This window comes from Acidovorax sp. Leaf78 (assembly GCF_001422735.1).
In the GTDB taxonomy this organism is placed as follows: Bacteria; Pseudomonadota; Gammaproteobacteria; order Burkholderiales; family Burkholderiaceae_C; genus Acidovorax.
The window spans coordinates 201,714-221,138 of the sequence record NZ_LMLZ01000001.1; the positions used below are offsets into that span (position 1 = coordinate 201,714).

15 protein-coding genes are annotated in these 19,425 nt (G+C 67.8%); 5 read left to right on the forward strand and 10 right to left on the reverse strand.

The annotated features are described in order from the left end of the window. Window positions 1–23 precede the first annotated feature (23 nt). The gene (locus ASF16_RS00910) at window positions 24–1,511 is read right to left on the reverse strand and encodes a nucleobase:cation symporter-2 family protein (RefSeq protein WP_056161528.1); all 1,488 of its coding nucleotides are present in this window, start codon (window positions 1,509–1,511) and stop codon (window positions 24–26) included. A 318-nt stretch (window positions 1,512–1,829) separates the two neighbouring features. Here ASF16_RS00910 and ASF16_RS00915 point away from each other — a divergent pair, with 318 nt between their 5' ends. After that, window positions 1,830–2,366 carry a hypothetical protein gene (locus ASF16_RS00915; RefSeq protein ID WP_156371825.1) on the forward strand — a complete coding sequence of 179 codons (537 nt, stop codon included), beginning with the start codon at window positions 1,830–1,832 and terminating at the stop codon, window positions 2,364–2,366. 25 nt (window positions 2,367–2,391) lie between these two features. Here the strand turns inward: ASF16_RS00915 and ASF16_RS00920 are convergent, their stop codons facing one another. The 7 genes from ASF16_RS00920 to ASF16_RS00950 form a co-directional block, all read right to left on the reverse strand. Beyond that, on the reverse strand, window positions 2,392–3,159 hold the full coding sequence (locus ASF16_RS00920; RefSeq protein WP_056161529.1) for a GntR family transcriptional regulator: 768 nt from the start codon (window positions 3,157–3,159) through the stop codon (window positions 2,392–2,394). Window positions 3,160–3,210: 51 nt separating this feature from the next. Next, window positions 3,211–3,978 carry an aspartate/glutamate racemase family protein gene (locus ASF16_RS00925; protein WP_056161533.1) on the reverse strand — a complete coding sequence of 256 codons (768 nt, stop codon included), beginning with the start codon at window positions 3,976–3,978 and terminating at the stop codon, window positions 3,211–3,213. Window positions 3,979–3,996: 18 nt separating this feature from the next. After that, on the reverse strand, window positions 3,997–5,481 hold the full coding sequence (locus tag ASF16_RS00930) for an NCS1 family nucleobase:cation symporter-1 (RefSeq protein WP_056161535.1): 1,485 nt from the start codon (window positions 5,479–5,481) through the stop codon (window positions 3,997–3,999). 242 nt (window positions 5,482–5,723) lie between these two features. Further along, the gene (locus ASF16_RS00935; protein WP_056161538.1) at window positions 5,724–6,416 is read right to left on the reverse strand and encodes a GntR family transcriptional regulator; all 693 of its coding nucleotides are present in this window, start codon (window positions 6,414–6,416) and stop codon (window positions 5,724–5,726) included. Between the two features lie 67 nt (window positions 6,417–6,483). Beyond that, window positions 6,484–8,328: a methyl-accepting chemotaxis protein gene (locus tag ASF16_RS00940; RefSeq protein ID WP_056161539.1), complete on the reverse strand. Its 1,845-nt coding sequence runs from the start codon at window positions 8,326–8,328 to the stop codon at window positions 6,484–6,486. 95 nt (window positions 8,329–8,423) lie between these two features. After that, window positions 8,424–9,257, reverse strand: coding sequence for a transporter substrate-binding domain-containing protein (locus ASF16_RS00945; protein WP_056161540.1), 834 nt, complete (start codon window positions 9,255–9,257; stop codon window positions 8,424–8,426). A gap of 51 nt (window positions 9,258–9,308) precedes the next feature. Next, a complete protein-coding gene (locus ASF16_RS00950) occupies window positions 9,309–10,589 on the reverse strand; it encodes a C4-dicarboxylate transporter DctA (RefSeq protein ID WP_056161543.1) in 1,281 nt (426 codons plus the stop codon). Between the two features lie 213 nt (window positions 10,590–10,802). On the opposite strand from ASF16_RS00950, the gene ASF16_RS00955 reads away from it, so the two are divergent. Next, window positions 10,803–12,143, forward strand: a complete 1,341-nt coding sequence (locus ASF16_RS00955; RefSeq protein ID WP_056161544.1) for a glycerate kinase — start codon at window positions 10,803–10,805, stop codon at window positions 12,141–12,143. Window positions 12,144–12,460: 317 nt separating this feature from the next. On the opposite strand, the gene ASF16_RS00960 is transcribed toward ASF16_RS00955, so the two are convergent. After that, complete coding sequence (locus ASF16_RS00960; protein WP_056162492.1) at window positions 12,461–13,390, reverse strand: LysR family transcriptional regulator; 930 nt, start codon at window positions 13,388–13,390, stop codon at window positions 12,461–12,463. A 155-nt stretch (window positions 13,391–13,545) separates the two neighbouring features. Between ASF16_RS00960 and gcl the strand changes: the two genes are divergently transcribed. From gcl to glxR, 3 genes are all read left to right on the forward strand, one after another. After that, window positions 13,546–15,336 (forward strand): glyoxylate carboligase, encoded by a 1,791-nt coding sequence (gene gcl, locus ASF16_RS00965; protein WP_056161546.1) that lies wholly within the window; start codon window positions 13,546–13,548, stop codon window positions 15,334–15,336. 257 nt (window positions 15,337–15,593) lie between these two features. Continuing rightward, a complete protein-coding gene (gene hyi / locus ASF16_RS00970) occupies window positions 15,594–16,373 on the forward strand; it encodes a hydroxypyruvate isomerase (protein ID WP_056161548.1) in 780 nt (259 codons plus the stop codon). A gap of 50 nt (window positions 16,374–16,423) precedes the next feature. Then, window positions 16,424–17,338, forward strand: a complete 915-nt coding sequence (gene glxR, locus ASF16_RS00975) for a 2-hydroxy-3-oxopropionate reductase (protein WP_056162496.1) — start codon at window positions 16,424–16,426, stop codon at window positions 17,336–17,338. 110 nt (window positions 17,339–17,448) lie between these two features. On the opposite strand, the gene ggt is transcribed toward glxR, so the two are convergent. Beyond that, window positions 17,449–19,236 (reverse strand): gamma-glutamyltransferase, encoded by a 1,788-nt coding sequence (gene ggt / locus ASF16_RS00980; RefSeq protein WP_056161550.1) that lies wholly within the window; start codon window positions 19,234–19,236, stop codon window positions 17,449–17,451. Window positions 19,237–19,425: the final 189 nt, after the last annotated feature.

A 19,425-nucleotide genomic window follows, 5' to 3' on the forward strand; every position in this document is an offset into this window, starting at 1 on the left:
TTCTGGCAGCGGGCGGCGGGACGCTAGTGGGCGTCGGCCTGGCGTGCGGCGTTCACAGCGGCGGAGGTGTCGCGGCTGGCGCCATTGAAGAAAACGTTCAGGGCCACGGCCGTGATCGAGGCCAGCAGGATACCGGATTCGATCAGCGGGTGGATCGCATGCGGCATCCACTGGCGAAAGCTCGGCGCGATCAGCGGGATCATGCCCACGCCGATGGACACGGCCACGATCATCGCGTTGAAACGGTTGTGCTTGAAGTCCACCCCGCCCAGAATGCGGATGCCCGTGGCCGCCACCATGCCGAACATCACCAGGCCCGCGCCGCCCAGCACCATGGTGGGCAGCGATTCGACCAGCGCCGCCATCTTGGGCAGCACGCCCAGCACGATCAGGATCACGCCGCCCGCCACGCAGACGAAGCGGCTCTTGACGCCGGTCACGGCCACCAGGCCCACGTTCTGCGAGAAGCTGGTGTACGGAAAGGTGTTGAAGATGCCGCCCAGCAGCGTGCCCAGGCCGTCGGTGCGCAGGCCGCGCGTGAGGTCGGCCTGCTCGATCTTGCGGTCCGTCATCTCGCCCAGCGCGAGGAACATGCCGGTCGACTCGATCATCACCACGATCATCACGAGCGTCATGGTCAGGATCAATATGGGGTCGAACACCGGCCCTGCGATCTCGAACGGCAGCACGAAGTCGAACCACTGCGCCTTGGCCACCTTCTCGAACGACATCAGGCCCATGGCCACCGCGATCACGGCGCCGATCACGATGCCCAGCAGCACCGAGATGTTGGCGATGAAGCCGCGTGCGAACTTGGCGATGAGCAAAATGGACACCAGCACCACCGCCGAGATGCCCACGCCCGTGAGGTCCGCGTAGCGGGGGTTGGGCACCGTGGGCACCACCGCAAAGCCCTTGGGCACCGGCGGCAGCGACGAGCCCGGCGCGCCCGCGGCGGACTGCATCTCGGTGAGCCACTTCAGGTGCTCGGGGTTCACCACGCTGGGCGCGGTGGGCCCCACGGGGTTGCCGAAGATCCAGTTGATGCCCACCCGCATCAGGCTGATGCCGATGACCGCGATGATGGTGCCGGTGACCACCGGCGGAAAGAACCGCAGCATGCGGCTGACCAGTGGCGCGATCAGGATGGACACCACCCCCGCGCCGATCACCGAGCCGAAGATCAGCCCCGCCCCCGCCGTACCGCTGGTGCTCTGCGCCATGGACACCATGGGCGCCACCGAGGCGAAGGTCACGCCCATCATCACCGGCAGGCGGATGCCGAACCATTGCGTGGCGCCCAGCGCCTGGATCAGCGTGACCAGCCCGCACACGAAGAGGTCGGCCGAGATCAGCTTGGCCACCTGGTCGGGCGTGAGGTTGAGCGCGCGCCCGACGATGAGCGGCACGGCCACCGCGCCGGCATACATCACCAGCACATGCTGCAACCCCAGCGCGGTCAGGCGCCCCAGGGGCAGGTGTTCGTCCACGGGGTGCACAGACGGTTGCATGGGAAATCTCCTTGAGGTGGGGCGCGGTGTGGGGATCTGCGTGCATGTGCGTGGCACCCATCTTTGGTGCACAACGATCCATACAAAAAGTGTATACACATTGCCGGATCCGTTGGCTACGGTAAACCCTAGGTGCGGGCGCCCGACCGGGGCCGGTGCGCAGGCAAAAGGCCGCGGCGAGGCAGGGGTTTCGGGTGGTGGCGGCAGGCGCTTTTTTACAATCGCAGCTCGCCGCTGCGCCGTGACTGCGCCACCGCTGTGGCGTCGCACCTGCTGCGCAGCCGCCGCAGCGACTGCTCCTCCCCACACGCCCGCTCCATGAACCTGCCCCCGCTCCGAACCTCCCTTGCCGCTGATGCCGCTGATGCCCGTCCACCCGCGGGCGCGCTGGCCCGCTGGCGCCTGGCGCTGGCCGTGGGCATGGTGGTGGTGGGTGCGGCCTGCATGGACGGCTATCCCCAGCAAGACGCCCCCGCGCTCGACCCGTTCACGATGACGCAGGGCCAGCGGCTGGCGCACATGAACGTGTTGGGTGGTGAAGCGCACGCCGAGCGCCGCTGGAGCTACGAGCTGTTGCCCGGCTGCGTGCTGCGCATCGACGTGGACGGCAAGGCCGGGCCGCGCCCCTCCTTCGATATCCCGCTGCTGGGGGCTGCCGTCACGCTGGCCAACGACCGGGCGGATGCCACCTTCGACGTGAACGTGGCCACGGCGCTCGCGCACAGGCAGGAAGCCGCCGTGTCGGTGCTGGAAGCGCAGAACTGGGTGCACGCCAGCGGCATGCAGCTGCTGCTGCGTGTGCTGCAAAAAGGCTGCGTGGATGCGCAGAATGCGCACCACGCGGCGCGGTCCTGACGGGGTTCTCCGGGCCTGAAAAGGCTCAGGCCAGCAAGGCCTTGACCAAATCCGTCTGGCGGTCGGGCCGCCCGGTGTCGAGCTCCAGGTTGGCTTCAATGCGCCGCAGGTGCTCCATCATGCTGGCCACGGCGGCCTCGGCATCGCCGGCGCGGCACAGCTGCAGGAAGTCTGCGTGTTCTTCCGACGAGCAGTGCGGGTCGTTGGACGAGTGGTACAGCATGGCTATCAAGGAACTGCGGGCCACCAGCTCGCGCACCAGCTCGGCCAGCGTGCGGTTGCCCGTGGCTTCGGCCAGCACCACGTGGAAGTCGCCCAGCAGCTTCTCGCGCACGCGGCCGGTGGTGGTGCTGCCCCGCAGCGCCGCGCGTTCGAAGCGGATGTGCTGCTCCAGCAACTGGTAGTCGGCGTCGCCCGCCGTGGCCACGAACAGGCGCACGACCTCGCTCTCCAGCACACGCCGCACGGCGAACACTTCGCGCGCGTCCTGCACGCTCGGGCGGCTCACGAAGGCGCCCTTGTCGGGGATGATCTCGATCAACTTGTCCTTGGACAGCATCACCAGCGCCGCGCGGATCTTGGTGCGGCTCACGGTGTAGACGCGGCCCAGTGCTTCTTCGCGCAGCCAGGTGCCGGGCGGTAGGCGCTTCTCGACGATGGCGGTGGCCAGGTCCTGCGCAATGCTCTCGGTGGATGCCAGGCGGTCGTCCGCCGGGGCCAGCACGCCCTCCACGGGCTCAGGCGCGGTGTCGGGAGGGGCGGCGGTGCGGGTGCTGGATCGGGCGCGGGGCATGCCCGATTGTGGCCTGGATGGGCGGTGCGGCCCATCCTCGCAGACCCCCATTCAAGCCGCGCGCGGCAGGCGCACCGCCGTGGCAGGCTGCAGCGCAAAACCCGCCAGCGCGCCCGCCATGGCCTTCGGCAGGGGCCGCGCCAGCTCGCCGTGCTTGCTGGTGGACAGGCCCAGCAGCACCAGCGATTCGACCATGGACGTGGCGGCTGCCACGCCGTCGATCACCGGCACGCCGAGCGCTTGCGAAATGTGCTCGCACAGGTCAGCCATGCCCGCGCAGCCCAGCACCAGCGTGTCGCAGCCGTCTTCGGCCAGCGCGCGGCGGCATTCTTCGGTGATGCGCTCGCGCGCGTTCGAGCCCGGCACTTCAAGTTCCAGCACCGGCAGCTCGCAGGCCCGCACGTTGGCGCAAAAGCGCTGCATGCCGTAGATCTCGGCCAGGTGCCAGGCCTGGCCCATGGTGCGGGAGAGTGTGGTCACCACCGAGAACTTCGAGCCCACCATGCTGGCCATGTGCATGGCCGCCTCGGCGATGCCCACCACCGGGCCGTGCGCCAGCTCGCGCGCGGGTTTGAGGCCCGGGTCGCCGAAGCAGGCGATCACATAGCCGTCCATTGCGTCGCGCTCGCCGGCCGCGATCTCCTGCAGCAGGCCGGGCACGGCCAGTGCCTCGTCGTAGTGGCTCTCGATGGAGGCCGGGCCCATGGCAGGGCTCACCGCCAGCACCTCGGTGCCGGGCCGCGCCACGGCGCGTGCGCAGGCACCGATCTTCTCGGTCATGCTCCAGGTGGTGTTGGGGTTGATGATCTTGATGCGCACGGATTCGTTCTTTCTTTTTCAGTTCTTGCGGTTCAACGCCAGGTAGATGACGAAGCCCAGGCCCATGCCGATGAACCAGGCGTAGTTGGCGGCCGGCCGCAGCACGGGCACGAACACGCACAGGATGGGCACGAGGGCCGCGGGGATGAGCGTCCAGATGGCGCGCGGGTTGTAGCCCTTGCTGTACCAGTAGGCGCCGCGGCTGTTCATGGTGTAGAGGTCGTCCACCAGCACCTGCTGGCGGCGCACGCAGTAGTAGTCGGCGATCAGGATGCCGAACAGCGGGCCGATGAAGGAGCCCAGCACATCGAGGGTGTAGTGGATCACCTCGGGGTTGTTGTACAGGTTCCAGGGCGTGATGAAGATCGAGCCCACCGCAGCGATCATGCCGCCCGTGCGCCAGCTGATGTGCTGCGGCGCCACGTTGGAAAAGTCGAACGCGGGCGACACGAAGTTGGCCACGATGTTGATGCCCACGGTGGCGATCATGAAGGTCAGCGCGCCCAGCACCACCGCGGTGGTGCTGTCGATCTTGCCCACGGTGTGCACCGGGTCGGTGATCAGCTCGCCGAACACCGGCAGCGTGGCCGCCGTGGTCACCACCGTCAGCAGCGAGAAGAACACGAAGTTGACCGGCAGTCCCCAGAAATTGCCTTTCTTCACCGCGTCAAAACTCTTGCCGTAGCGCGAGAAGTCGCCGAAGTTGAGCATCGGTCCGCTGAAGTAGCTCACCACCAGCGCAATGGCCGACAGCATCACGGGCACCGCGTCCCAACCCTGGAACTTGATGCCGCCCAGGTTGAGGTCGATGTTCTTCCAGCCTGCCTTCCACACCAGCCAGCCGCACAGCACCGCCATCACCACGTACACCGCGGGGCCCGCCCAGTCGATGAACTTGCGGATCGCCTCCATGCCGTGCCAGAACACCAGCGCCTGCAGCACCCACATCACCATGAACGCCAGCCAGCCCAGGCTGGACAGGCCCGCAAAGCCGTGCTGCGCGACGTCCGCATACGGCGCCAGGCCCGGAAAGAAATGCAGCGTCAGCAGCAAGAAGGCGCCGGACGCCAGGTAGGTCTGGATGCCGTACCACGCCACCGCGATCAGCCCGCGGATGATGGCCGGGATGTTGGCGCCCAGCACCCCGAACGATGCACGGCAGATCACCGGGTAGGGCGTGCCCGTCACCTGGCTGGGCTTGGCCACCAGGTTGCAGAAGAACTGCACGATGAGGATGCCCACGAGCAGCGCCACCAGCACCTGCCAGCTCGACAGGCCCAGGGCGAACAGGCTGCCCGCCGTGATGTAGCCGCCCACGCTGTGCACGTCGGACATCCAGAACGCGAAGATGTTGTACTGGCCCCAGGTCTGGCGCTTGAGCGGCGCCAGGTCCTCGTTGGTCAGGCGCGGGTCGTAGCCCGGCTTGATCAGGGCGTTGCCATGGTGCGGGCCGGCGGGCTCGGTGCCCGCCGTCAAGGGTGTGCTGCTGACGGCTGTGTTCACGGGTGTCTCCTCGTGTGGAAAAGGACGGGTTCCGGGCATCTGCGGCCTGGATTATTTTGTACCCTATATTTGTATACAAAAAATGGGTGCAATAAAACGCCGTTGGGGCATGAATTGACAGGGGTTTACCCGCATGCGCACGAACGCGTGCAATAAACAAAAACCGCCCGAGCCGTGGAGGCCGGGGCGGTTGCTGGGTGGGAATGGAATGGGAGGGAGAAGGAGACGCAGAGAGAGGCAGGTCAGCCGTCGGTGCTGGCCCGCGCACCGGGCAGCGGCGTGAGCGAGTCGCGCAGCCGGTCGCGCACCATGGGCTGGTCGTGGTTCAGCGCATCTTCCACATGGCCGATGTGGGCCAGCAGGCGCTCGCGCGCCAGGGCGGTGTCGCCCGCTTCCAGCGCTTCGACGATGGCTTCGTGCTCGGCGCACGACTGGCTGGCCTCGTGCCGTGATTGGTAGAGCGATGCCGCCAGCGTGGTGCGTGCCGTCAGGTCGCGCAGGATGTCGCTCAGGCTGCGGTGGCCCATGCTCTCGGCCAGGCACACATGGAAGTCCGCCAGCAGAAAGGCGCGCGTGGCGGCATCGGCGCCTTCGATGGCCTGCTGCTCTTCGGCGATGTGCGCGCGCAGCCGCGGCGTGACCGACTGCAGGGGCCGCCCGGCGTCGGCCAGGATGCCCGATTCGATGATGCGCCGGGCCGAGAACGCATCGCGCGCATCGTCCACCGACGGCTCCACCACATACCAGCCGCGGCGCGGGCGCACCTCGACGAAGCCGCGCGCCTGCAGTTGCATCAGCGCTTCGCGCACCAGGGTGCGGCTCACGCCGAACAGATCGGCCAGCTCCTGTTCGCCCAGACGCTCGCCGGGGGACAGCTTCTGGGCCAGTATGGACTCGACCACCTGCTGTGCGATCTGGTTCGGGCTGATGCTCATGGATAGTGGTGGTGGTGATATGTGGCGGGCAGCGCCAGTCTAGGGGTAGGGCAGGGTAAAGGCAGCGTCAGCGCGGGAGCGCCAGGCGGGACGTCGCAGAAGATGCGGCGCGGTCGCCGTCGAGCTTGAAGCCTGCCACGGTGCGCGCCAGGTGGTGGGCCTGCTCGTTCAGCACGGACGACGCTGCGGTGGATTGTTCCACCAATGCCGCATTTTGCTGTGTCGAGCGGTCCATCTCGGCCACGGCCTGGTTGATCTGGCCGATGCCGGCGCTTTGTTCGTTCATCGATCCGTTGATCTCGCCGATGATCTGCGCCACCTGCTGGATGTCTTTGACGATCTCGCCCATGGTCTTGCCCGCGGCCTGCACGCGCTGCGTGCCGGTGGCCACGCTGGCGCCCGAGGCATCGATCAGCGTCTTGATCTCCTTGGCGGCCGTGGCACTGCGGTGGGCCAGGCTGCGCACCTCGCTGGCCACCACGGCGAAGCCGCGGCCGTTCTCGCCCGCGCGGGCTGCCTCCACCGCCGCGTTCAGCGCCAGGATGTTGGTCTGGAATGCGATGGAGTCGATCACGCCGATGATCTCGCCGATCTTGGCCGAGGCGGCCGAGATATCGTCCATCGTGCTCACCGCGCCGGCCACCACATCACCACCCCGCATCGCCGTGGCGCTGGCCGAGTCGGCCAGGCGTGTGGCCTGGGCGGCCGCCTCGGCCGACTGCTTGAGGGTGACCGTCAGTTGCGAAAGCGAGGCCGAGGTTTCCTGCAGCGCGCTGGCCGAGCCTTCGGTGCGGTTGGACAAATCCTGGTTGCCGGCCTTGATCTCGTCGGTGGCCGTCTTCATCGACTCCACGCCCTGGCGCACGTCCTGCAGGACGGTGCCGATCTTGTCCACGAAGCTGTTGAACGACATGGCGATCTGCGCCACCTCGTCGCGCCCCTGCACGGGCAGGCGGTGCGTGAGGTCGCCGCTGCCCGAGCCCACTTCATCCATCGCATCGCGCACCTGCGACAGGCGGCGGAACGACTGCGCGGTGAGCAACGCGGTGACGCCAGCCGCCGTCAGTACCAGCAGCACGATGGCGATGGCCGAGGTGCGCACCACGCTGGCGAGGCCCGCCGTGGCTTCGGCCTTGTCCAGCGCCACCACCAGCAGCCAGTCGGTGCCCTGCACGGGCAGTGCGCGCAGCAGCTTGGGCGCGCCGTTGAGTTCGGCTTCGAGCGAGTGGCTCGCGCCCTGCAGCGACGACACCACGGTGGGCGTGAGCGCGGCAGACAGCTCTGCCACCGGCTTGAGCATGCGCTTGGCGTCCGGGTGGGCCAGCACCAAGCCGTCCTTGTCGATCACGAAGCCCAGGCTGCTGGGCGTGGGGTGCACGGCGGACACCACCTCTTGCACGCCCTTGAGCGGCACCGCGCCGCTGATCGCGCCCTGCGCCGTGCCGTCCCGCAGGATGGGCGCGGCGAACGACACGAAGGGCTCGCCGGTGGAGGCATCGCCATACGGCTTGGTCACCACCAGCTTGCCGGCCTGCAGCGCGCTCTTGTACCAAGGGCGGGCGGTGGGGTCGTAGGTGGGCGGCGTGGTGCTGCTGCTCGACACCCAGGTCTTGTCCTGCCAGCCGCCCGTTGTCACCGGGAAACCGCCGGACTTGTTCATGTGCAGCACCAGGCCCTTGGGGTCGCCGGGTTCGACCACGGCGGCCGTCGCCGTCACGGCGGTGGCCTTGGCGGCGACCCATTTCTCGATGGCCAGCGTGTTGCCCGAGGCGATGGCGGCCAGGTTTTCTTCAATCGTCTGCAGTGTGGCCGACCGCACGATGGTGTAGGTGGCAGCGCCCGTGAGTGCCAAGGCTACGGTGACGGCTGCGGTGGTGATGAGCAGGATGCGGGTGCGAAGCGAGGTGATCATGGGAGTACGGCCTTTGCCGGGGTGGCGCAAAGCGGCGGTGCGGCGGTGGGGCGCTGCACGCCGCGGTCTTGGGGGCGGTGGTGCGTTGGCGGGGCTCAGCCCTTGGTGTCCTTGAACATCTCTGGCGAGACGCTGTGCTTGAACCAGTGCATGGCGTTGACCATCAGCGCCTGCGATGACCGGGCCTGCGCCAGGAACTCATCGACCCGCGCCAGCAGCCGGGGCTCGCGCTTGCGCACGCCGATGTAGCAGGGGCTTTGGCGCAGCACGGCCACCCGTTTGATGCGCTCGCGCATCGCAGCATCGGGGATGGATTCGGCGACCACGTTGCCCGCCGCAAAGGCGTCGATGCTGCGGCGCACGTACGCATCGAGCATGGGGGCGGAGCTGTCGAATGCCACGGCCGTGGCCTGCGGCGCCTGGGCCTTGAGTTCGGTTTCCTCCAGGCTGCCGCGCACCACGCCCACGCGGCGGCCCTTGAGGGCGGCGAGGTCAGCCGGACCCGCGCTGGCATCGCCGAAGATGCCCATGTAGGTGGGCGCGTAGGCAGTAGAAAAGTCGATCTCGCGCTCGCGCTCCGCGGTCTTGCCCAGGCTGGCGATGATCAGGTCCACCCGGTCTTCGAGCAGCGCGGCCAGGCGGTCGCCGCTGGCCACGGGCTGGATCTTGAGCGTCACCCGCAGGTCGCCGGCCAGCATGCGCGCCACCGCAATGTCAAAGCCATCGACCACGCCGTTGCGCGTGAAGCCGAACGGCGGGAACTCCTGCGGTACCGCCACGCGCAGCACCCGGCTGCGCAGGATGCGGTCCAACTGGTCGGGCTCGCCCTTGCCCTGGGCGGCGGCGGGGCCCCAGCCGAAGGGAAGGGCGTACAGCCCCGCAGCGCCTGCGATAGCGCGGCGGCGGGTCAGAACGGTAGAAGAGTGCATGGGGTGGGCCGTGGTGTTGTGGGTTGTTATGGCTTGGCTTGTCGCATGCGGTCACTGCTGCTGCGGCGGCACGGCCTGGCCGTCCAGCACGGCGTGGGCGCGCTCGCGGTCGATGTCGCCTTCCCACGCGGCGATGGCCACGGTGGCCACGCAGTTGCCGATCAGGTTGCCCAGCGCACGGGCAATGCCCATGAACCAGTCCACCGACAGCACCAGCACCAGCCCGATGGCCGGAATGGCCGGAATGGCGTGCAGCGTGGCCGCCAGCACCACGATGGCCGAGCCCGGCACGCCGTGCGCGCCCTTGGAGGTGACCAGCGATATCGCCAGGATGGTCAGCAAGTCGGTCATGGTGATGGGCGTATTCGTGGCCTGGGCGATGAACACGGCCGCCAGCGTGATGTAGATCGAGAACGCGTCCAGGTTGAACGAGTAGCCCGTGGGGATCACCAGGCCCACGGTCGAGTCGCGGATGCCCATGTGCTTGAGCTTGGCCATGATCTGGGGCAGCACGCTGTCGGACGACGTGGTGGCGAACACCACGGCCAGTTCTTCGCGCAGGTAGCGCAGCAGCTTGAACAGGCTGAAGCCCGAGACCCGCATGATGAGGCCCAGCACCACCACCACGAAGATGAACACGGCCGCATAGAACAGCACCACCAGCATGCCCAGCTGCTTGAGCGAGCCGATGCCGTACTTGCCCACAGTGAACGCGATGGCACCCAGCACGCCCAGTGGCGCCAGCTTGATGATCAGGCCCATGGTCTTGAACAGCACGTGCGACAGGTCTTCGATGAGGCTGGTGATGCGCGCGCCGCGCTCGCCCAGCAGCGCCAGCGCGCAGCCGAAGATGATGGAGAACAGAAGCACCTGCAGCACGTCGCCGGTGGCGAACGCGCTCACGGCGGTGGTGGGGATGAGCTTGAGCAGAAAGTCGCTGAAGCCGCCGCCCGTGAGCTTGCTGGCGTTTTCCGCATAGGCGCCCATGGCCTTGGGGTCCAGCGCGCTCGGGTCCACATTCATGCCGACACCGGGCTCGAACCAGAACGCAAGCGCCAGGCCCAGCACCAGCGCGATGGAGGTGACCACCTCGAAGTAGATGAGCGACTTGATGCCCACCCGGCCCACCCGCTTCAAGTCACCCGTGCCGGCAATGCCATGCACCACCACGCAGAAGACGATGAGCGGAATCAGCATCTTGATGAGCTTGATGAAGCCGTCGCCCAGCGGCTTGAGCTGCACGGCCGTGTCGGGCCAGAGCAGCCCGACGGCCACACCGGCAATCAAGGCCAGGATCACCCGGCCGAACAAGGAGTTGAGGAAGCGGAGCATGGGAACCCTTTGCGGAAAAAAGGAGAAAGTGGCACTGCGATCAATCTTGCATACAAGAAATGTAGGCAAGTGTTGCGCACCAGAACATAGGGTTATCCCCCGATGGCCACGCAGCAACGGCCCTGCACCCGGGGGTGGACGGTTGAAGTTCTTTTGACTTGCACGCAGGGTATCGGCCGGCCGGGTGCCGCACAATCGCCCGCGGAGACCACCATGACCGCTGACCACAACGTGCCCGACCCCCTTCGCCAAAGCGGCGAATTCCTCGAATACCTGTACCGCGTGGCCGTGCGCCGCGCGCTGCCGCTGCACAACACCGCGGCCTTCCTGCCCGCCCCGCCCAGCCCGGAGAGCGGCGGGCGCACCCTGGTGGTGGGCGCTGGCAAGGCCGGAGGCGCCATGGCCCAGGCGGTAGAGGCGCTGTGGCCGGCCGATGCGCCCTTGTCGGGCCTGGTGGTCACGCGCTACCACCACACGCCGCCCCGGCCGGAAGGCCTGCCGCAGCGCATCGAGGTGGTCGAGGCCGCGCACCCGGTGCCCGATGCGGCGGGGCTTGAGGCCGCGCAGCGCATCCTGGCGCTCACTCAGGGTTTGACGGAAAACGACCTGGTCCTGTGCCTGATCTCGGGCGGCGGCTCGGCCCTGCTCACGCTGCCGGCTGACGGACTCACGCTCGAAGACAAGCAGCGCATCAACAAGGCGCTGCTCGAGAGCGGCGCCGCCATCGACGAGATGAACTGCGTGCGCAAGCACCTCTCGCGCATCAAGGGCGGGCGCCTGGCGGCGGCCTGCGCACCCGCGCGCGTGGTCACGCTCACCATCAGCGACGTGCCGGGCGACGACCCCTCGGTCATCGCCAGCGGCCCCACCGTGCCCGACGCCACCACCTGCGCCGACGCGCTGGCCATCCTGGCGCGCTATCACATCGACATCCCCACCAGCGTGCGTGCTGCGCTGGAGGCGGGTGACCTCGAAACCCCCAAGCCCGGCGATGCCGTGTTCGCAGGCCACGCCGTGCACATGACCGCCACGCCCCAGCAGTCGCTGGAGGCTGCTGCCGAGGCCGCGCGGGCGGCGGGCGTGCCGGCGTACATCCTGTCCGACGAGATCGAGGGCGAATCGCGCGAAGTGGGCAAGGTGCACGCTGCGCTGGCACGGGCCGTGGCCCGGCACGGTCAGCCGTTTGCGCGGCCCTGCGTGATCCTCTCGGGCGGTGAGACCACGGTCACGGTCCGCCCGCGCGCACCGGGCGCCCCCAAGGGCCGGGGCGGTCGTGCGGGCGAGTTCTGCATGGGGCTCGCGCAGGCGCTGCAGGGCCAGCCGGGCGTGTGGGCGCTGGCTGCGGACACCGACGGCATCGACGGCGTGGAAGACAACGCTGGTGCACGCGTAGCGCCCGACACCCTGGCGCGTGCCGGGGCGCAGGGCCTGCGCATTGCGGACCACCTGGACCGCAACGATGCGTATGGCTACTTCGATGCGCTGGGCGATCTGGTCATCACGGGGCCCACGCACACGAACGTGAATGACTTTCGGGCGATCCTGATTTTGTAGTGGCTGGCGCTGGCTGCGCCTGGGCTGCGGGGCGATAAGGTCCAGGGTTTGGGCTGGCGCTGTGCCTGATCATTACCCCTCTCCCCAGCCCTCTCCCGCAAGGGGAGAGGGAGCTTGAGGGGCGCCACGACGGTAAGGATGTTTGCGACCGCCGCGCCCGCCGCGATGCGCGAAGGCCGCAGCAACGACGGCTCATGGGGCCAACACCGTGCCACCACCACCGGCGTCCCTGCCTTCACCCCCTCTCCCCTCGCGGGAGAGGGCCGGGGAGAGGGGGCCTCCCCCAGGGCGCAACCTCGTCATCTCCCAGCCCTCCTTTACTTCCTCGCAGCCCCCTCACGCGGCAAAGCGTCAACCCAGTCCTTGCCAAACCGCCCCTGCAAAAAAGCGACGAACGCCTGCACCTTCTGCGGCACCAGCCGCGGTGACGGGTACACCGCATGGATCTCCTGCTCGGGCAGGCGGCAGGTCTTGAGCACCTCCACCACGCGTCCTGCCGCCAGCGACTCCACCGCCACGTAATGCGGCAGCGCCGCAATGCCCATGTGCGCGCGCGCCGCCGCCAGCAGCGCAGAGAGGTTGTTGGACCGCAGCCGCCCCGTGACAGGCACCGACACCGCCTCGCCGCTCGCATTGCGCAGCCGCCACAGGTCATTGCCCTGCACGCTGCTGTAGATCAGCGTGGCGTGGTCCTTCAGGTCCGACGGCCGGCGCGGCGTGCCGTGGCGGCGCAGGTAGGTGGGCGATGCCACCAGCACCCAGGGGTTCATGCCCAGCGTGCGCGCACCCAGGGCCGAGTCGGCCAGCTTGCCCAGGCGGATCGCCACATCGATGCCGTGGGCCACCAGGTCGGTGTAGCGGTCCTCGAAGCTCAGGTCCAGCTGCACCTGCGGGTTCTGCGCCATGAACTCCAGCGCCAGCGGCACCACCACGCGCCGCCCGAACGCCACCGAGCTGCCCACGCGCAGTTGGCCCTGCACCTGCGTCTGGCGCACGCGCACCACGCTCTCGGCCTCGGCCACCTCGGTCACGATGGCCTTGCACTTCTCGTAGTACAGCGCGCCGGGCTCGGTCAGGCTCACGCCGCGCGTGTTGCGGTTGAGCAGCCGCACCTTGAGGTGTGCCTCCATGGCCGCCACCTGCTTGGTCACCGTGGGCTGCGTGGTGGCGAACTCGCGGGCCACCTTGGTAAAGCTGCCGGTCTCCACCACCCGCACGAACATTTGCATGGCATCGAGCCGGTCCATCGTGGTTGCCTCCTTGAAGCCTGCATGGTGCGGCATGCGCACGCCGAGGTTTATTCCTGTGTGGAATAAATTTTATGGTCTGCCGCCACCTTCCGCCGCAAAGGGTGCTTGCCTAGAGTTGCCACATCAACGACCCCAACCGAAGGAGATGTGCAATGCCAAGAATGAAGGCCATCGAGGCCGCCGTGAAGGTGATGGAGAAAGAAGGCGTGAGCGTCGCGTTCGGCGTGCCGGGCGCGGCCATCAACCCGCTGTATGCGGCGCTCAAGGCACATGGCGGCATCGGCCACATCCTCGCGCGCCATGTGGAAGGGGCCAGCCACATGGCCGAGGGCTACACCCGCGCCGTCGCCGGAAACATCGGCGTGTGCATCGGCACCAGCGGCCCGGCTGGCACCGACATGATCACCGGGCTGTACTCGGCCAGCGCGGACTCCATCCCCATCCTGTGCATCACCGGCCAGGCTCCGCGCGCCCGCCTGCACAAGGAAGACTTCCAAGCCGTGGACATCGCCGCCATTGCCAAGAGCGTGACCAAGTGGGCCACCACGGTGCTGGAGCCCGCGCAGGTGCCGCAGGCGTTCCAGCAGGCGTTCCACCTCATGCGCTCGGGCCGGCCGGGGCCGGTGCTGATCGATCTGCCCATCGACGTGCAACTGGCCGAGATCGAGTTCGACCCCGACACGTATGAACCCCTGGTGCCCTACAAGCCTGCCGCCACGCGTGCGCAGATCGAGAAGGCGCTGGCCATGCTGAACGACGCGGAGCGCCCGTTGATCGTGGCAGGCGGCGGCATCATCAACGCCGATGCGTCGGACCTGCTGGTGCAGTTGGCCGAGCTGCTGGGCGTGCCGGTGATCCCCACCCTCATGGGCTGGGGCAGCATCCCCGACGACCACCCGCTCATGGCCGGCATGTGCGGCCTGCAGACCAGCCAGCGCTACGGCAATGCCAGCATGCTCGCCAGCGACTTCGTGCTGGGCATCGGCAACCGCTGGGCCAACCGGCACACGGGGTCCGTCGATGTGTACACCCGGGGCCGGAAGTTCGTGCACGTGGACATCGAGCCCACGCAGATCGGCCGCGTGTTCGCGCCGGACTTCGGCATCGTCTCCGATGCGGGCGCCGCGCTCCGACTCTTCGTCGACGTGGCGCGTGAATGGAAGGCCGCGGGGCGCTTGAAGGACCGCAGCGGCTGGGCCGCCGAATGCCTGGGCCGCAAGCACAGCGTGGACTACCTGCGCAAGACCCACTTCGACAGCGTGCCCATGAAGCCGCAGCGTGTGTACCAGTGCATGAACCGCGCGCTGGGCAAGGACGTGTGCTATGTCTCCACCATCGGCCTGTCGCAGATCGCGGGCGCGCAGTTTTTACACGTGTACCAGCCGCGCCACTGGATCAACTGCGGCCAGGCCGGCCCGCTGGGCTGGACGGTGCCTGCCGCCCTGGGCGTGCGCGTGGCCGACCCGGCGCGCAAGATCGTGGCGCTGTCGGGCGACTACGACTTCCAGTTCATGATCGAGGAGCTGGCCGTGGGCGCGCAGTTCAAGCTGCCCTACATCCACGTGCTGGTCAACAACAGCTACCTGGGCCTGATCCGCCAGGCGCAGCGCAGCTTCAGCATCGACTACTGCGTGCAGCTCGCGTTCGACAACGTGAACATGGCCGAGGGCGAGGTGGCGCGCGGCTATGGCGTGGACCACGTGAAGGTCGTCGAAGGCCTGGGCTGCAAGGCCATCCGCGTGCACCGCCCCGAGGAGTTCGCACCCGCTCTTGCCCAGGCCGAGGCCTGGATGGCCGAGCACGCCACGCCCGTGGTCATCGAGGTGATCCTGGAGCGCGTGACCAACATCGCCATGGGCACGGAGATCGACAACATCGTCGAGTTCGAGGAGCTGGCCACGCAGGTGGCGGATGTGCCGAGCGCGCTGGCGGTGCTGGACTGAGGCGACCCCCACCGTTCAGCCTGAGCTTGTCGAAGGCTACCCCCGGGCCCTGGCTTCGACAAGCTCAGCCCGAACGGTGGATGGGACGGGCGGCAACCGGTGCCCTCCAAGACAACCTCAAACCCAAACCGTTCAGCCTGAGCTCGTCGAAGGCCACCCCCAAGCCCTGGCTTCGACAGGCTCAGCCCGAACGGTATGGGGTGGCGCCCCAGCTCAAAGTAATCCGCATTTTTACCCACCTTCACGGAGACTTCCTTATGCCCCGCTTTGCTGCCAACCTCAGCATGCTTTTCACCGAAGTGCCTTTCCTCGACCGCTTCGAGCGCGCTGCCCGCGCCGGATTCGAAGCCGTGGAGTTCCTCTTCCCCTACGCCCACACTCCTGATGAACTGCGCGCACAGATCGACGCGCACCACCTGCAGATCGTGCTGCACAACTTGCCCGCCGGCGACTGGGACGTGGGCGAGCGCGGCATTGCCTGCCACCCGGACCGCATCGCCGAGTTCCGCACCGGCGTGGCCCGCGCCATCACCTATGCGAAGGCGCTGGGCGTGCCACAACTTAACTGCCTGGCCGGCAAGGCGCCTGCGGGCGTGGACGCTGCCGTGCTGCGCCGCACTCTGGTCGAGAACCTGCGCTTTGCGGCCACCGAGCTCAAGGCGGCCGGCCTGCGCCTGCTGGTCGAGCCTATCAACCCGTTCGACATCCCGGGCTTCTACCTCACCCGCACAGACCAGGCGCTGGCCATCCTGGACGAGGTGGGCGCCAGCAACGCCTTCGTGCAATACGACATCTACCACGCGCAGCGCACCGAGGGCGAGCTGGCCGCCACGCTGCAAAAGCATCTGCCGCGCATCGGCCACGTGCAGGTGGCCGACAACCCCGGCCGCCATGAGCCGGGCACGGGCGAGATCAACTACCGCTACCTGTTCGCGCACCTGGACCGGCTGGGCTATGACGGCTGGGTCGGTTGTGAATACAAGCCCACGCGCACCACCGAAGTCGGCCTGGGTTGGCGCACGGCGCTCACCGCATGAGTCACAACCCGCGGATGGACGAATCACCACAACACAAGGAGAAAAAGAACATGACCGACACCCCCCTCAAACTCGGTTTTATCGGCCTGGGCATCATGGGCGCGCCCCTATGCGGCCACCTCATCGCCGCCGGCCACCAGCTGTATGTGCACACGCGTGGCCGGGTGGCGCCGCAGATCGCAGAGAGCAGTGCCACGCAGTGCACCACGGCGCGCGGCGTGGCCGAGCGGGCCGACATCATCTTCCTGATGCTGCCCGACACGCCCGATGTGGAGAAGGTGCTGTTCGGCGCCGACGGCGTGGCCCAAGGCTTGAAGGGCAGTGTGGGCAAGGTGGTGGTGGACATGAGCTCCATCTCGCCCGTGGCCACCAAGGACTTCGCGGCGCGCATCCAGGCCGTGGGCGCGCAGTACCTGGACGCCCCCGTGTCGGGCGGAGAGCTGGGCGCAAAGAACGCCACGTTGTCCATCATGGTCGGCGGCCCCGAGGCTGTGTTCGAGCGCATCCGACCGCTGTTCGAGCGCCTGGGCAAGAACATCACCCTGGTGGGCCGCAACGGCGACGGCCAGACCGCCAAGGTGGCCAACCAGATCATCGTCGCCCTGAACATCGAGGCCGTGGCCGAAGCACTGCTCTTCGCCGCCCGCGCGGGCGCCGACCCGGCCCGCGTGCGCCAGGCGCTGCTGGGTGGCTTCGCATCGTCGAAGATCCTGGAGGTGCATGCCGAGCGCATGATCAAGCGCACCTTCGACCCCGGCTTTCGCATCGGCCTGCACCAGAAGGATCTGAACCTCGCCCTGTCGAGTGCGCGGGCCCTGGGCGTGCCGCTGCCCAACACGGCGATGGCGCAGGAGCTGTTCAATGCCTGCGTCGCGCATGGCGGCCAGGGCTGGGACCACTCGGCGATGGTGCGGGCGCTGGAGACGATGGCGAATTTCGAGATCGGGCAGGCATCGCCAGCCTGAAGCTGGCGGGCATGAAAAATCCCGCTGGCCTTTCGGCGAGCGGGATTTTAGGTTTGATGGGCTGCTAACGCTTGTCTATCAATCGCTAGCAGCTATCAAATAAATAGCAATCAATACCCCAGCGTCTTCCCATCCGGATTGCGCGGGTCTGAGTAGCCATACAGCGCGCCGCCGCGGATCTGGATGGTCTGCGTGCGGCCCATCGACGGCTTGACTGCGATGTTGTGGCCGCGTTGCTTGAGCAGGGCCAGGGTGTCGGGCGAGAGGCCCTTTTCCACGCGCAGCTCGTCGGGCGTCCACTGGTGGTGCACGCGGGGTGCGGCAGCGGCTTCGGCGGGGTTCATGCCGAAGTCGATGGTGTTGACCACCGTCTGCAGCACCGTGGTGATGATGCGCGCGCCGCCGGGGCTGCCGGTCACCAGGGTGGGCTTGCCGTCCTTCAGGACCAGGGTGGGCGTCATCGACGACAGGGGGCGCTTCTTGGCGGCCACCGCGTTGGCGTCGCCGCCGACCAGGCCGTAGGCGTTGGCCACGCCGGGCTTGGCCGAGAAGTCGTCCATCTCGTTGTTGAGCAGGATGCCCGTGCCCTTGGCGACGATGCCGCTGCCGAAGTTGGTGTTCAGCGTGTACGTCACGGCCACGGCGTTGCCGGCCTTGTCCACCACGCTGTAGTGGGTGGTCTGGTCGCTCTCGTATGGCTGGGGTTGGCCGGGCTTGATGCTCTTGCCGCTGCGCGCGGTGTTGGCGTCGATGCCCTTGGCCAGGGATGCGGCGTAGCGCTTGGAGGTCAGGCCCTTCAAGGGAATCTTCACGAAGTCCGGGTCGCCCAGGTATTCGGCGCGGTCGGCGTAGGCGAGCTTCATGCTCTCGGCCATGTAGTGGATGGTCTGCGCGCTGTTGGGGCCCCACTGGGCCAGGGGCAGGGGCTCCAGCATGTTCAGGATCTGCACCAGGTGCGGGCCACCGGAGGAGGGTGGCGGCATGGTCACGATCTCATAGCCGCGGTAGGTGCCGCGCGTGGGCACGCGCTCGGCCACCTTGTATTCGCGCAGGTCCTGCAGCGTGAGGGCACCGGCGTGCGGTGCCATTTCGGCGGCGATCTTCTGGGCGATCTCGCCTTCATAGAAAGCCTTGGCGCCCTGCTGGCCGATCAGGCGCATGGACTGGGCCAGGTCTTTTTGCACCAGCGGCTCGCCCACCTTCAGCGGCTCGCCGTTCTTCCAGAAGATGGCCTGGGTGGCGGGCCAGTTGCCCATGTTCTTCTTTTCCTGCTGCAGGATCTTGGCCAGCGTCTCGCTGACCGGGAAGCCCTTGTCAGCCAGCTCGATGGCGGGCGCGATCACGCGCGACAGGGGCAGGGTGCCCCAGGTCTTGAGCGCATGCTCCATGCCGGCCACGGTGCCGGGCACGCCCACGGCGTAGTGGGTGTACAGCGACTTGCCGTCCACCACATTGCCCTTGGCATCGAGGTACATGTCGCGCGTGGCCTTGATGGGCGCCACTTCGCGGAAGTCCAGCGCCACGCTCTTGCCGGTCTTGGCGTCGTGCACCACCATGAACCCGCCGCCGCCCAGGTTGCCCGCATTGGGCAGGGCCACGGCCAGCGCAAAGCCGATGCCGACGGCGGCGTCCACCGCGTTGCCGCCGGCTTTCAGGATGTCGAGGCCGATCTGCGAGGCCAGTTCCTGTTCGGTGGCGACCATGCCGTTGCGTGCCACCACAGGGTGGAACACGTCCATGTCGAAGTCGTACGCGGCGCTGGCGGCCTGGGCCGAGGCCGTTTGCTGTACGGCGGGGGCGGGTGCTGCGGCGGCAGCGGGCGGCGTGCTGCTGCAGGCGGTGAGGCTGGCCAGGGCCAGCGCGACGCTGCCGGCCAGCAGCGTTTGGCGAATGTTCATTGCAGATCTCCTTGTGTTGTTGATGGGGGGCGCGACGAAAAACGCAAACCGGTTCAAAACAAAACGGGCGCCTCCATCGTGTGGACGCGCCCGCGACAGTGTAGGCCGGTCAACGCGCCGCCAGAAGCGATTGCGCCATGACTTTGCAGCGCGGCAATGATGCGCGTGCGGCATGACCGGGGCTTATGG